Source organism: Candidatus Thiodiazotropha sp. CDECU1 (genome assembly GCF_963455295.1).
Taxonomy (GTDB): Bacteria; Pseudomonadota; Gammaproteobacteria; order Chromatiales; family Chromatiaceae; genus Thiodiazotropha.
Genome location: NZ_OY734020.1, coordinates 1226448 through 1241088 on the forward strand (window position 1 = coordinate 1226448; position 14641 = coordinate 1241088).

Genomic DNA, 14641 nt, shown 5'->3' on the forward strand with positions numbered 1-14641 from the left:
ATTGATATTGTGAAGATCCTGCAGCGTCCGCTTCCGGCTGAACCAAGTCTGTTGTCGGCGTCCACCCATCCGCTCATGAAGCGGATTTACAGCGCCAGGGGGTTGTTAAGGGATAGGGAACTCGAGCTCGAGCTTGCCCACATGGCACCAGTGAGCCGGATGAAAGGGATCACCCATGCAGCAGATTTGCTGCATGATGCCCTTAGACTTGAGAAATCGATCCTGATCGTTGGGGATTACGACGCAGATGGGGCTACGAGTACTGCCCTGGCGATGTTGGCCCTGGACGCCTTTGGTGCAAAAGAGTTCTCTTATCTGGTGCCGAACCGATTCGATTTCGGTTATGGACTGACCCCGGAACTGGTTGATATGGCGGCCAGCAGAGAACCGGGGCTGATTATCACCGTGGATAACGGAATCTCCAGCCTGTCGGGTGTGGCGAGGGCGAATGAGCTGGGGATTCCCGTAATTATCACCGACCACCATCTGCCTCCTGAGCAACTGCCTGCCGCAGCTGCCATCGTCAACCCGAATCAGCCCGATGATCAATTTCCCAGCAAGCATCTTGCGGGGGTCGGAGTGATCTTCTATCTGATGGCGGCCCTGGCCCGAAAGCTGAAGGGTGTCGGCTGGTTTGAACAGCAGGGACTGAAAGAGCCCAATCCAGCACAATGGCTCGACCTGGTTGCACTCGGCACCATCTGTGATCTGGTGCCCCTCGACTACAACAACCGGGTGCTGGTGGCCCAGGGTTTGAGACGCATCCGGGCCGGGGCTTGTCGCCCCGGTATACGCGCGCTGGCGGAAGTCGCCAAACGATCCTTGTCCAATATCATAGCCTCGGATATCGGTTTCGCATTAGGCCCCCGTCTGAATGCTGCAGGACGCCTGGATGATATGGGACTCGGTATCGAATGCCTGCTTAGCGACTCGTCGAGTGCGGCCCGGCAGATGGCAATGGAGCTTGATCGGCTCAACCAGGAACGGCGGGGGATTGAGCAGAGCATGAAAATCCAGGCAGATGATCTGCTGCAGCAGTTACAGCTGAGTGCCGATGGTGGGCTGCCGGCAGGGCTCTGTCTCTATGATGAGGCTTGGCACCAGGGAGTGGTGGGTATCCTGGCATCCCGTATCAAGGCCCAGTACCATCGCCCGGTGATCGCTTTTGCAAGAGGGGATGCGGGGGTAATCAAGGGTTCAGCGCGCTCCATCACCGGGTTGCATATGCGTGACTTGCTGGCAGATATCGCCACCCGCAATCCCGCTATGATCACCCGTTTTGGCGGGCATGCGATGGCTGCCGGGCTGACCCTTGCTGAGGCGGACTATCCCCGATTCAAACAGCTATTTGAGCAGCAGATAGCAGATCAGTTGAGCCCGGAGATGCTGCAAGGGGTAGTGTTCACCGATGGGGAGCTGTCTCCGGACGAGATGAACCTGGAGATGGCGGAAATCCTGCGCAACGGTGGGCCCTGGGGACAGGGATTCCCAGAGCCGCTGTTCGAGGGCTGCTTTTCTCTCCAGCAGCAACGTGTGGTGGGCGAGCATCATCTCAAATTGGAGTTGTCATCCGCCAATTGTGCCTGGACAATCGATGCCATCGCCTTCAATCAGCCACCCTTGGCCGATCCCGAGCTTCGGGTACAGATGACCTACCGGCTGGATGTAAATGAGTTTCGCGGCAAGCGAACGCCGCAATTGATTGTGGAGACTATCCAATCGATAAACTAGACGAGCAGGAAGAGGGGTTCGAGGGACCCAGTAAGAGTGAGATTAAACGCGAGATGCTTGCCCTGCAGGATCTCGGCGAGCGTCTCACGACTCTCTCACCCGCGCTGTTGACGCGGATGCAACTGAGTAGTGTCCTGCAAGAGGCGCTGCAGGAGAGCAAACGGATCAAGTCACTGAATGCCCTGCGTCGGCACTACCGGCGCTTGGGAAAGCTGCTGCGCAATGAGGATCTTGATTCGATCAGGCAGGTGATAGGTGATTTGGATAATCAGCACCAGGCCGATGTCAACCGGTTCCATGCCCTGGAGCGGTGGCGGGAGAGGTTGCTGGATGAGGAGAGTGAGGCGTTCGGGGAGTTTATGCAACGTTATCCTGCTGCGGATCGTCAAAGGCTGCGACAGTTGCTTCAGGCCGCACGACGGGAGCGCGAAACGGAGCGTCCTCCAGTGGCTTATCGTAAGTTGTTCAAATTCCTGCGCGAGGTGGCCGGAATCTGAAGTTGTGCGGGAATTTGGCTCAAAGACCAGTGCGAGATTGCCCATTCCCAGAACCCCTCAAGGCTCTCGGGGCGCTGTGGCGGCAACGCTTGATTGAGAAAAGCGTAGGCGTGTAAGAGGGCATCTATGGGCTGTTTGGGATTTACCGGGGCATCCTTGAACTGCTTACTCAGTTTTCGACCCTGCTCATCCACCGCCACTGGGAGGTGGGCGTAAATGGGACTGGGGAGCCGCAGCAGCTGTTGCAGATAGTGCTGTCTTGGGGTGGAGCTGAGCAGGTCGGCGCCCCGAATGACAGCTGTAATACCCTGCCAGGCGTCATCGATCACCACAGCGAGTTGATAGGCATGAAAGCCATCGGCACGCCGAATCACGAAATCGCCTATCTCCCGGTTGATCTGCTGGCTGATGCTGCCCTGGACACTATCCTCGATAGCGATCTTCTCATCGGTGGTAAAGACCCGTACGCTTCTTCCTGTTCTCCCTTTTGGTACACCATTTCGGCAGATACCGGGGTAGATTGCACCCTCCTCGCCATACTTGGCTTGCTTTTCGATCATCTTGCGGGAACAACCGCAAGGATAGGCGTGTTGCGCCTGAATCAGCCAGTCGACCGCTTCCGCATAGGCCTCGGTACGCTGGCTCTGATAGACGATCTCACCGTCCCAGCAGAAGCCCATGCTCTCCAGCGATAACAGGATCGATTTGGCGGAACCTTTTACCTCCCGGGTTCGATCCAGGTCTTCCATGCGCACATACCACTCCCCGTTTTGACTGCGGGCATCCAGGTAGCTACCCAGTGCCGCGACCAGGGAGCCGAAATGGAGTTCGCCAGTGGGAGAGGGGGCAAAACGACCCCGATAGCCGCTATTTTCTGCTAGATCGGGCATCTTTGCCACTATTTGATAAAGGTTTCACGCAGGTGGAGCAGTCATCAAAAACAGAAAAACCGGCTGTGGCCGGTTTTTCGTGAGACACAATGAGGAGGCGGTTACCCCATCTGTTTTTCGCGAATCTCATCCAGGGTCTTACAATCGATACACTGGGTTGCCGTGGGACGGGCCTCCAGTCGCCTGATCCCGATCTCCACACCACAGGACTCACAAAAACCATAATCATGGTTGTCGAGCTTCTCCAGGGCCTCATCGATCTTTTTGATCAATTTGCGCTCTCGGTCACGGGTGCGCAGCTCCAGGCTGAATTCCGATTCCTGGGTCGCCCGATCGTTGGGATCGGGAAAATTGGCGGCCTCATCCTGCATATGGTGCACGGTACGGTCGACCTCTTGCATCAGGTTGGATTTCCATGCGTCCAGGATGGAGCGGAAATGAGCCTCCTGTGGATCACTCATATACTCTTCGCCCTTGGCGGACTTATAGGGCTCGATTCCGAAGGATTTCGCCCCCTGTGTATCGGCTTTCTTCTGGGCCATTCATGGTACCTCTTCAGTGAAGGCGCATATCTATACCAGAAAGGAAAGAACGAAACAACAAATTGGGCTCCGCATTGTTAATCATCTTCCCATCTATAAGATTGGTCCATATCGCCTGAAAATAAAGGTCAATATAGACATAATGCTTGCCTCAGGGCAGGAATTGCGTGGATTTTACCTTTTCAGACCACTTTGCACGCCATTCTCCTGTAGGTAAGCTTGTACGCCATCGCCGACAAATGGTTCAGAACGACCGTTTATTGTTTGACTGGCGCAGTTAGACTAGCGTCCCGGCTGGAGAATACCTTAGTTTTTTGGTTTTTTAGGGTGGAGTAATGGCTGAATTAGAGGCATTGATATTTGATGTGGATGGTACCCTCGCCGATACCGAGCGTGACGGGCACCGGGTGGCCTTCAACAGGGCCTTTGAAGAGGCGGGATTGGACTGGCAGTGGTCGGTTGCGCTATATGGCAAACTGCTGGCCGTCACCGGTGGCAAAGAGCGAATCCGCCACTATCTGGATCACTACAATCAAGATTACCCAAGACAGGATGATCTCGATGGATTTATAGCTGCACTGCATGCCAGTAAGACGCAGCACTACACCCGCATGTTGTCACAAGGCTTGATACCGATGCGCAGCGGTGTGAAGCGCCTGCTGCATGAAGCGCGGCAGGCGGGGCTGCGCCTGGCGATTGCCACCACCACCACACCGGCCAATGTCAGCGCCCTGCTGCAGCACAGTCTTGACCCCGACGCGGAGAGCTGGTTCGAGGTGATTGCGGCGGGGGATATTGTGGCGGCAAAAAAACCGGCACCTGACATCTATCTCTGGGCGATGCAGCGCATGGGTCTGCAGGCGGGTGCCTGTCTCGCCCTCGAAGACTCCCACAATGGGGTGCAATCCGCCAGCCATGCCGCCATCGACTCGATTCTGGTAACCACCAACGGTTATACCGCTGAGGATGATTTTAGCGGGGCTAGCCTGGTGGTGGATCAGTTCGGTGAGCCCGACCAGCCCTTTCTGGTGAGATCCGGTGAGGCGGATGGGCATAGATTTGTCGATCTTGGCTTGCTGCGGGCCCTGCATGGCAGATCTGACCCATGAGCGCCATTGCCCGGCGCATGCAACGCATCGCCCCCTTCTACGTAATGGATCTGTTGGCCCAGGCCCGGCGCATGGAGGCAGACGGTCGCAGCATCATCCATATGGAGATCGGTGAGCCCGATTTCGATACACCGGCGCCGGTCGTCGCCGCGGGTCAGGCTGCACTGGCGACGGGGGATGTCCACTATACCCCCGCAAGAGGCCTGCCGGCCCTGCGCCAGGCGATCGCCGATCACTACCGGGATCACTATGCCACCGATATCGATCCGCAGCGGGTGGTGGTCACGCCCGGATCTTCCGGTGCCCTGCAACTGATCATGAGCGTGCTGATCAATCCGGGTGAGTCGGTATTGCTTGCCGATCCCGGCTATCCCTGCAACCGTCACTTCGTGGAGTTGGTGGATGGGATACCTGTGGCCCTGAATGTGGGTCCGGAGACAGGTTACCAGTTGACAGCAGAGATGGTGGAGCAGGCCTGGCGTGAGGATACCAAGGCGGTGTTGGTGGCATCACCCTCCAATCCGACCGGTACCTTGATCGGCGATGAAGCGATGCGAAAGCTGCACGCCACGGTGGAACGTTTGGGGGGAGTATTGATCGTCGATGAGATCTACCAGGGATTGGTCTATGACGAAGTGGGGGGTACGGCGCTTCGGTTTGCCGACAACCTGTTCGTCATCAACAGCTTTTCAAAATTTTTCGGCATGACCGGTTGGCGACTCGGCTGGTTGGTTGCCCCCGACAGCTTCATCGATGCTATCGATCGCCTGGCCCAGAACATCTTCCTCTCGGCACCGACCCTCTCTCAACATGCCGCTTTGAGCGCCTTCTCGCCGGCAGTGATGGAGATTCTGGAGCAACGTCGCCAAGCCTTCCGGGCACGGCGTGACTTTCTGCTGCCGGCCTTGCGCCAGCTGGGATTCTCCATACCGGTAACGCCCCAGGGAGCCTTCTATCTCTATGCGGGTTGTGGTGATATGTGTGACGACAGCCAGGCTTTTGCCCAGCGGCTGCTGCATGAGGCGGGTGTGGCGGTCACTCCCGGACTGGATTTCGGCTTCAATCAGCCAAAATCCCACCTGCGCTTCGCCTACACCACCGACCTGGAGCGCCTTCAGCAGGGGGTTGAACGCATCAGAGGCTTCCTCGCAAGCTGAAAAATGAAATTAAGTCCGCAAATGAAAGCGAATATACGCAAATACGATTTAAGAGTGTAGGGTGCGGCTTGCCACACCGTTACCCTAACGATGCCAATAGCCTATACAAACAATTACATCGGCTATCGGTGCGGCAAGCCGCACCCTACACGGAGTCAACTCTTGATATGCCGCAGGCGTTCGTGCCAGAAGAGGGTGGCGCCGGCGACGGCAGCCGGCATGGCAACGAAGTTGAGGATGGGTATCATCATCATCAAGGTCAAGCCGCCACCGAAGGTGAGGGATGAGAAACGGGCCTGTTTCAAGCGGGTGTGCTGCTGTTTAAAGGCCAGCTTGTGATTGGCCATCGGGTAGTCGCCATACTCCACGGCGAGAAACCAGGCGCTGAAGGCCATCCAAAGAAAGGGTGCCAGGATATTGATGCCGGGTATCAGGAAAAGTATCAACAGGGGGATGGCACGCAGGAGAAAATAGAGCAGTTTGCGCAGTTCCGACAGCAGCGAAGGCACCACATCCTTGACCATCTGTTTCGCCCCGGTTGGCTGATGCGGAAGCTCGCCTCCCAGGTAGAGTTCCACCTTTTCCGCCAGAAGCCCATTGAAGGGAGAGGCGATGAGGTTGGCAATAACGGTAAAGGTATAGAAGATAATCAATAGCAGGGTGATGGCAAACAGTGGCCACAACAACCAGCGCAGCCAGGCGAGCCAGCTCTCGTCATCGGGAAGGAAACGGTCCATCAGCTGTTCGAATTGATCGATACCAAGCCAGATCAGTAAGCTGAAGACGATGATATTGATGGTCAGCGGAATCAATACAAAAGGGCGCAGACCGGGTTTGTTCAGCAAACCGAGTCCCCTGAGTAAATAGCTTGCACCTGCGAGTGGGTTTTTCACCATGTTTGCAATCCTGAATTCCTCAATCCATTTATAAACGATCAAATATAACCTAATGTCATAAAAGATGCGCACTGGTTGTGATGAGTTAACCAAATGTCACCTCAGCGCCCAGCACCTTTTTCACTACGAGCTGCAAAGAAACATTTTCAATGAAGCGGTTAGCAACAGAAGAGGAACTTAGACCACTGGTCATCGGCCACCGTGGCGCATGCGGATATCTTCCGGAACATACCCTGGCATCCTATCGGTTGGCGATCGGGATGGATGCTGATTTCATCGAGCCCGATCTGGTTTTGACCCGGGATGGTCGGCTTATTGCACGCCATGACAATGAGTTGGGCTGCTCCACCGATATTGCGCAGCATCCTGAGTATGCCGATCGTTATACCACCAAGCTGGTTGACGGGATGCAGCGACAAGGGTGGTTTTGTGAAGACTTCGAACTTGCGGAGATAAAACGCCTGGCCTGTGTTTGTAATCAAGCCGATAGTTACCGGTTGGCAGATTCAGACCCAGGACCGTTGCCAATTCCCACCCTTGAAGAGATCCTCGCATTAGTCAGGGATGAGGAGAATAAGAGTGGCTTGAAGGTCGGTATCTATGTGGAGACAAAGTTACCGACCTACTATGCAATGGATGGGCACTATCTTGACGGAACGCCTATCCGGAAATCGATTGGCCGGATGTTGATTGAAGTGCTGCAGCAAGAGTCGTTTACATCACCCGAGCGTATCTTTATTCAATCTTTTGAGGTTGCCAACCTGATAGAACTGCATGATCAGATCATGCCCGATTATGGGGTTGAGCTTCCGTTGATCCAACTGCTGGGAAATATAGCAGGGGAGTTGATACTCCCTGAAGGTAATTTCTCCATACCCTATGATTTTATCTACCATCGCAATCGAAGAGACGATCTCGAGAAATATTATGCTGAACTCCCCGAGATTGTAGAGGGATTGACTCAGCGAGGTTATCAGGCACTCTCACTACCAGATGCAATCGATTGGATGGCTCAACACTATGCAACCGGGATTGCCATGTGGATCGATAACCTGATATCAAATACTATGCTGGTAGATTCCTCTATTGTTGACTATGCGCGCAAGTGTGACATGCAGGTGCATGCCTATCCATTGTGTGAAACAGTCTCCTCTACCCAATCACGAAATAGCGCATGGCGGGAGAGGTTGAAAAGCCAGGCCATGCAACTTTTTGAGCGAGGTGTGGATGGGATATTTTTCAATCAGCCGGATATAGGGGTTGAGGCCAGGCGTCTGTATCTGCAAAGTGTCAAACCTTCATATTGATCTATGATGCTGCAAAACCTACTAGCATTGTTTGCCACGGCGGTTGTTCTGGCACTTGTTCCCGGGCCTGATAATCTGTTTGTTCTAACCCATTCAGCACTCCACGGAAGAGTGACGGGATGGTATGCGACCCTGGGTTTTTGCACCGGACTGCTGGTACACACTGCTGCGGTTTCACTTGGTGTGGCTGCGCTGTTTCAGACATCCGAAATGGCGTTCAATCTGCTGAAAATAGTTGGTGCCGCATATCTGTTCTACTTGGCCTGGCGTTTCATTCAGCGATCCAACAGTCGATTACCGCTGCAGGATCAGGTAAAGCTTTCGCCCTGGTCGATCTATCGGCGGGGAATTATTATGAATGTAACCAATCCCAAGGTCTCACTCTTTTTTCTCGCCCTGCTACCTCAGTTCACGCTACCTGGCGCCGGTCCAATAGTGCTGCAAATGATAAGTTTTGGCTTTGTTTTTATTCTGGCTACACTGTTGGTTTTTGGCGCTATTGCCGAACTGGCGGGGATCATCAGTCCATGGATCAAGCGCTCCGATGTGGCGCAGCGCACCATGCATCGTGTCGCAGCAGTAATCTTTTGCATCCTCGCCATGAAGCTGCTGCTGGCAGAGCAGTTTTGATCAGGTTATACGGTGCAGCAAGCCGCACCCCATAGGCAAGCGAGGCGTAGGGTGCGGCTTGCCGCACCATGATCTGTCGTCCGTTTTAGTGAAAAAGGTATATCACAATGAAATATATTGGTGCCCATGTCAGTGCTTCCGGTGGTGTGCAAAATGCACCGTTAAATGCGCAGGAGATCGGTGCCAAGGCATTTGCCCTGTTTACCAAGAATCAGCGCCAGTGGCATGCCAAACCCTTGACTGACAAATCAATCCTGGCCTTTAGGGAGAATCTCGATCGAGCGGCTATCGCTGCCGAGCATGTACTGCCCCATGACAGCTACCTTATCAACCTGGGACATCCCGAAGAGGAGGGTCTGGAAAAATCGAGAACGGCCTTCCTGGATGAGATGCAGCGTTGTGAACAGCTTGGCCTGTCACTGCTCAACTTTCATCCAGGCGCGACACTGAGGAAAATCAGTGAGGAGGAGAGCCTGCAACGGGTTGCCGAATCGATTAACCTGGTACTGAGTCAGACCCAGGGTATAACTGCGGTGATCGAAAATACAGCAGGTCAGGGGAGTACCCTGGGGTATAGATTCGAACACCTGGCGGCGATCATCGATGCAGTCGAGGATAAGAGCCGGGTCGGTGTCTGTCTCGATACCTGTCATACCTTTGTAGCCGGATACGACCTAAGAACTGAATCGGCCTGTGATACGACATTCGCCGAATTCGAACGGGTTGTGGGTTTCCAATATTTACGCGCCATGCACCTCAACGACAGTAAGCCGGACCTGGGTGCCAGGGTCGATCGTCACCATAGTTTGGGTCAGGGTAAGCTGGGTTGGGAGGTGTTTCGCTATATCATGCACGATCCAAGATTCGAAGATATACCAATGGTCTTGGAGACGATCGACGATACGCTATGGAAAGAGGAGATAGCCGCTCTCTACGCCATCTGACTTGCGCTAATAACTCTCCCTTGTCAGCAATATGGAATTCACATACCCTCACTGCATGGCAACACTTCAGTTAAACCACAAATTATGGCTGTTTATTCTGGTTCTTCTGTCACTCTACATCGCGCCGCTGCAGGCCGAAGAGGAAGTGGTACGAATCGGTGTGCTGAGTCATCGTGGTGATAAGGCCACATTGAGAATGTGGAGCCCCACCGCCCACTTTCTCAGCTACCACATACCCACCCACAAGTTTGTTATCCAGCCTTTGAAATTCGATGAGGTCAATCCGGCAGTGGAGAAAGGGGAGATCGATTTTGTGCTGGTCAATCCCGGTATCTATGTCAATCTTGAAGTCAGTTATCGTGTCTCCCGGATCGCCACACTCTATAATCGGCGCAATGATGTGCCGTACAAGATTTTTGGTGGTGTCATCTTCACCCGCAAGGATCATCCGGAGATCAATACCCTCGAGGATCTACGCGGCCACACTATGATGGCGGTCGATACCACCTCTTTGGGTGGCTTTCAGATGGCGATGCGGGAGATGGTGGAGAAAGGGATAGATCCCTACAGTGATCTGAAGGCACTACGGTTTGGTGGTATACACGACCGGGTGGTGATGGCGGTGCTCAATGGGGAGGTCGATTTCGGGACTGTGCGTACCGACATCCTGGAGCGTATGGCAACCGCCGGCACCATCGATCTGGATGATTTTCGTATCGTCAATCCACAAACCGTGGCTGAGTTTCCGTTCGCCCTGAGTACCCGCCTCTATCCTGAGTGGCCATTCAGTAAAGTGGCCCACACCCCTGACAGCTTGGCGCAGAAGGTGGTGGTGGCGCTGTTGAATATGCACCATGACCATGCCGCTGCCCTTGCCGGTAACTATGCCGGTTGGACCATACCCCTCGATTACCAACCGGTACACGATCTTTTCATGACTCTCAAGCTGCCGCCCTACCAGTATCTTGGCAAGTTTACCTTTTCGGATGCGATCAGCCGCTATTGGTACTGGTTTCTGGTTGGATTGATGATGCTGCTGTTCATGATCGTCATGACCCTCTGGGTAATGCGTCTCAACCAGGCGATCAAGAAGGCAAAAGAGCGCCTCGAGATGCAGCACGAACTGATACTGGATTCGGTGGCGGATGGTATATACGGTGTAGATCTGCACGGCCGATCCACGTTTTTCAATCGTGCGGCGGAACGCATCACTGGCTGGAAGGCATTCGATGTCATCGGCCGAAATCAGCATGAGATTCTCCACCATACCCATGCGGACGGCTCACCGCACAAGGCTGATGAGTGTCCGGTCTACCAGACCTTCCGTGAGAACCAGGCACGCTATGTCTCCGACGATGTCTTCTGGCACAAGGATGGTACTAGTTTTCCGGTGGAGTACAGCAGTACCCCCATATGGGATGACAGCGGCAAAACAGTGGGGAGTGTGGTGGTATTTCGTGATATAACCCGCCGGAAACGGGCCGAGGAAGAGGCGCGTCAGCATCAAATAGAACTGGCCAGGGCGGGGCGCCTGAGTACCTTGGGTGAGATGGCCTCGGGCATCGCGCATGAGCTCAACCAGCCGCTGACAGCGATCTCCACAAATGCCCAGGCGAGCATCCGACTCCTGGAAACGGATAGTTCAAATATCGATGTCTGTGTCGACGTGATGGAGCGCATCACCTCTCAAGCGGATCGCGCCGGAGAGATCATTCGGCAACTGCGACGGCTTGTTCGCAAGGAGCCCTTGGAGCGTACCAAAGGTGATATAAACGATCTGGTGAATGCGGTTGCGGTATTGATCTGGCCAGACGTCAGAAGGGAAGAAGTAAAACTGGAGCTCGACCTGCATGAACCCTTGCCCTCGATTCTACTGCAACCGATACAGATTGAGCAGGTGATTCTGAACCTGGCGCGGAACGCCATCGAGTCCCTCTCCGAAAAGCATAACGGTGAGCGTAAGCTCTATATCGGTACCCAGAGCAAGGGCAACAAATCGATAGCAGTGATCGTGCGTGACAACGGACCCGGGGTGAAGCCGGAACTGGCCAATACCCTGTTTGATCCTTTCGTTACCGGAAAATCGCAAGGCATGGGCTTAGGCCTATCCATCAGTTACGGGATCATTGAGGCGCACGGTGGTAAACTCTCACTCAATCCGGCCTACGAGGAGGGCGCCGAGTTTAACTTCTATCTGCCATTTACGGAGGCGAGCTAGTGGAGCAGTCAAAACCGACAGTATTCGTCGTTGACGATGATGAAGAGGTGCGCGGTGCCCTGAAATTACTATTCGAATCGGTTGGCTTGCCTGTTGTCTGCTACGCTTCGGCTGGTGACTACCTGGAACAATTTGATGATTCTCTGCCGGGTTGCCTGGTGGTGGATATACGTATGCCGGGTATGAGCGGACTCGATATGCAGGAGAAGCTTGCCGAGCAGCCGATTCATCCCCCTGTGATCATCATTACCGGGCATGGGGATGTGCCTATGGCGGTGCGTGCGGTACAGGCCGGGGCAGTGGATTTTATCGAAAAGCCCTTTCGTGATCAGATCCTGCTCGACAGTGTGCATCGCGCCATCGAGATGGATGCGGAGCGGCGTGGAGAGGCCTCACGTCTGTCAGAGATTCGAGAGCACCTGAATCTGCTCACGCCGCGGGAGAAGGAGGTCCTCGATCTGGTGATCAGCGGTATGCGCAACAAGAATATCTCCGAACAGTTGGGCATTACCCTCTCCACTGTCGAGGCCCACCGCTCCAGGGTCATGGAGAAGATGCAGGCCGATTCCCTGTCCCATCTGATGCGTATGATGCTTACCCTGGAAAAGGATTAAGGAAAACCATAACCAACACTCGCGTATGTTGGGATTTTAATGCTGCTACAAAGAGTTACATAATAGTACCTGCCCCATTTCATGTCCGGAGCAAGTTAATGGGGATCGACCGGCTGGATGGCTGGGAGGTAGTGGATAACAGGCGCCTTCCGGCGATTCAGCTGGTTTTTTAGTTGTGCTTTCGGAGTCCCGGATTGCTGCTGTGATAACCTTGTCGGATTCCACTTAACGATCGTGATATTACAAAAAAGTCTGAGAACCCTGCCGAGTGCTATGCGGTGGTCGATATGTTCCAGCATCCAATAACCGGAGGATCAGAGAATGACTATTTCGAGACGCGAATTTCTTCGCCTGATGGGCCTGGCTGGCGCAGCCGGTATGATGCCTTCTTCCGTCTTTGCAGCCGCCAAGCAGCCGGCCGACCTGTATGAGGTGCCGAAGTTCGGCAATCTGTCTCTGCTGCATATCACCGATACCCACGCCCAGTTGAATCCGATCTACTTCCGTGAGCCGAACGTCAACCTGGGTATCGGCTATGCCTTGAATAAGGCACCCCATCTGGTGGGAAAGCGACTGCTCGACCATTTCGGCATTACGCCAGGCAGCATTGAGGCCCATGCCTTCAGTTATCTCGACTTCGATACCGCCGCGGGCAAGTTCGGCAGGGTCGGCGGTTTTGCCCACCTGAAGACCCTGGTGCAGCGGATTCGCGACGATAGAGGTCCGGGTAACAGCCTGTTGCTGGATGGTGGGGATACCTGGCAGGGTTCAGGCACTGCCTACTGGACCCGTGGTAAAGACATGGTCGGTGCCTGCAACCGGCTCGGTGTCGATATCATGACCGGTCACTGGGAGTTCACCTACCTTGACGAAGAGGTGATCTCCAATATCACCGACTTCAAGGGTGATTTCGTGGCGCAGAATGTCATGGTCCGCGAAGAGGCGCTGTTCGACTACAAATTTCCCGATTTCGAGGGCTTCGACGAGGATGAGGGGAATGCCTTCAAGCCCTATACGATGAAGCAGGTTGGCGGCGCCAGAGTGGCGGTGATCGGTCAGGCCTTTCCCTATACCCCGATTGCCAATCCGCAACGTTTCATTCCCGACTGGACCTTCGGCATCCAGGATGAATTGATGCAGGGCGTGGTGGATACGGTGCGTGAAAATGAGAAACCCGACCTGGTGGTGGTCCTCTCTCACAACGGTATGGACGTGGATCTGAAGATGGCCTCCCGGATCTCAGGTATCGATGTCATCTTCGGCGGACATACCCATGACGGGATGCCCGCCCCCACAGTGGTGAAGAATGCCGGCGGCAAGACCCTGGTGACCAACGCCGGTTCCAACGGTAAGTTTCTCGGGGTCATGGACCTGGATGTGAAGGGCGGCAAGGTGCGGGATTTCCGCTATCGTCTGCTGCCGATCTTTTCCAACCTGCTGCCGGCGGACAAGGAGATGCAGGCCTATATCGATGAGGTGCGTGCACCCCACAAGGAGAAACTGGAGGAGAAGCTGGCGGTCACCGAGGAGACCCTCTATCGCCGCGGCAACTTCAACGGTACCTTCGATCAGGTCATCTGCGATGCCCTGACCACGGTCAACGATGCCCAGATCTCCCTCTCCCCGGGTTTCCGCTGGGGTACTACAGTAATGCCGGGGCAGACCATCACCATGGACAATGTCATGGACCAGACCTGTATCACCTATCCCGAGACCTATCGCCGGGAGATGAAGGGCAGCGATATCAAGGCGATACTCGAGGATGTCTGCGACAACCTCTTCAATAAGGACCCCTATTACCAGCAGGGGGGCGACATGGTGCGGGTCGGCGGCCTCGACTACGTCTGCGAACCTGGCGCCGGCTTCGGCAAGCGTATCTCCAACATGACCCTGGACGACGGCACCAAGATCGAAGCGGACAAGAACTACGTGGTCGCAGGTTGGGCAACCGTCGGCTCCAAGTCACCCGGTGAGCCGATCTGGGACACCGTGGCGAAATACCTGCGGGATCAGAAGACGGTGAAGATCAAGAAAATCAATACACCGAAACTTGTGGGTGTGAAGGATAATCCGGGGCTGGCTGACTATCTTGGATAAAAGAAGTCC

Annotated in this window: 13 protein-coding genes; 10 read left to right on the top strand and 3 right to left on the bottom strand. The window is 54.6% G+C overall.

Going from position 1 to position 14641, the window contains the following annotated elements; genetic code table 11:
- The first annotated feature begins 9 nt into the window (after positions 1-9).
- Both recJ and yjgA read left to right on the top strand, forming a co-directional pair.
- On the top strand, positions 10-1731 hold the full coding sequence (recJ, locus tag R2K28_RS05635) for a single-stranded-DNA-specific exonuclease RecJ (protein ID WP_316368387.1): 1722 nt from the start codon (positions 10-12) through the stop codon (positions 1729-1731).
- 53 nt (positions 1732-1784) lie between these two features.
- Positions 1785-2228: a ribosome biogenesis factor YjgA gene (gene yjgA, locus R2K28_RS05640; protein ID WP_116447718.1), complete on the top strand. Its 444-nt coding sequence runs from the start codon at positions 1785-1787 to the stop codon at positions 2226-2228.
- On the opposite strand, the gene gluQRS is transcribed toward yjgA, so the two are convergent.
- A complete protein-coding gene (gluQRS, locus tag R2K28_RS05645; RefSeq protein WP_316368388.1) occupies positions 2183-3118 on the bottom strand; it encodes a tRNA glutamyl-Q(34) synthetase GluQRS in 936 nt (311 codons plus the stop codon). The genes yjgA and gluQRS overlap by 46 nt on opposite strands.
- A 101-nt stretch (positions 3119-3219) precedes the next feature.
- Positions 3220-3660, bottom strand: coding sequence for an RNA polymerase-binding protein DksA (dksA, locus tag R2K28_RS05650; RefSeq protein ID WP_316368389.1), 441 nt, complete (start codon positions 3658-3660; stop codon positions 3220-3222).
- Between the two features lie 335 nt (positions 3661-3995).
- Here dksA and R2K28_RS05655 point away from each other — a divergent pair, with 335 nt between their 5' ends.
- Positions 3996-4769, top strand: coding sequence for an HAD family hydrolase (locus R2K28_RS05655; RefSeq protein WP_316368390.1), 774 nt, complete (start codon positions 3996-3998; stop codon positions 4767-4769).
- Positions 4766-5926 carry a pyridoxal phosphate-dependent aminotransferase gene (locus tag R2K28_RS05660; protein ID WP_316368391.1) on the top strand — a complete coding sequence of 387 codons (1161 nt, stop codon included), beginning with the start codon at positions 4766-4768 and terminating at the stop codon, positions 5924-5926. The genes R2K28_RS05655 and R2K28_RS05660 overlap by 4 nt, the downstream gene beginning before the upstream one ends.
- Positions 5927-6081: 155 nt before the next feature.
- Here the strand turns inward: R2K28_RS05660 and cysZ are convergent, their stop codons facing one another.
- Positions 6082-6822, bottom strand: a complete 741-nt coding sequence (gene cysZ, locus R2K28_RS05665) for a sulfate transporter CysZ (protein WP_316368392.1) — start codon at positions 6820-6822, stop codon at positions 6082-6084.
- A 149-nt stretch (positions 6823-6971) separates the two neighbouring features.
- On the opposite strand from cysZ, the gene R2K28_RS05670 reads away from it, so the two are divergent.
- From R2K28_RS05670 to soxB, 6 genes are all read left to right on the top strand, one after another.
- A complete protein-coding gene (locus R2K28_RS05670) occupies positions 6972-8129 on the top strand; it encodes a glycerophosphodiester phosphodiesterase family protein (RefSeq protein WP_316368393.1) in 1158 nt (385 codons plus the stop codon).
- Positions 8130-8132: 3 nt separating this feature from the next.
- Positions 8133-8759, top strand: a complete 627-nt coding sequence (locus R2K28_RS05675; protein WP_316368394.1) for a LysE family translocator — start codon at positions 8133-8135, stop codon at positions 8757-8759.
- A gap of 107 nt (positions 8760-8866) precedes the next feature.
- Entirely contained in the window at positions 8867-9703 is an 837-nt protein-coding gene (nfo, locus tag R2K28_RS05680) for a deoxyribonuclease IV (RefSeq protein ID WP_316368395.1), read from the top strand.
- A gap of 55 nt (positions 9704-9758) precedes the next feature.
- On the top strand, positions 9759-11921 hold the full coding sequence (locus tag R2K28_RS05685) for a PhnD/SsuA/transferrin family substrate-binding protein (protein ID WP_316368396.1): 2163 nt from the start codon (positions 9759-9761) through the stop codon (positions 11919-11921).
- A complete protein-coding gene (locus R2K28_RS05690) occupies positions 11921-12535 on the top strand; it encodes a response regulator transcription factor (protein ID WP_316368397.1) in 615 nt (204 codons plus the stop codon). The genes R2K28_RS05685 and R2K28_RS05690 overlap by 1 nt, the downstream gene beginning before the upstream one ends.
- A gap of 321 nt (positions 12536-12856) precedes the next feature.
- On the top strand, positions 12857-14632 hold the full coding sequence (gene soxB / locus R2K28_RS05695) for a thiosulfohydrolase SoxB (RefSeq protein WP_316368398.1): 1776 nt from the start codon (positions 12857-12859) through the stop codon (positions 14630-14632).
- Positions 14633-14641: the final 9 nt, after the last annotated feature.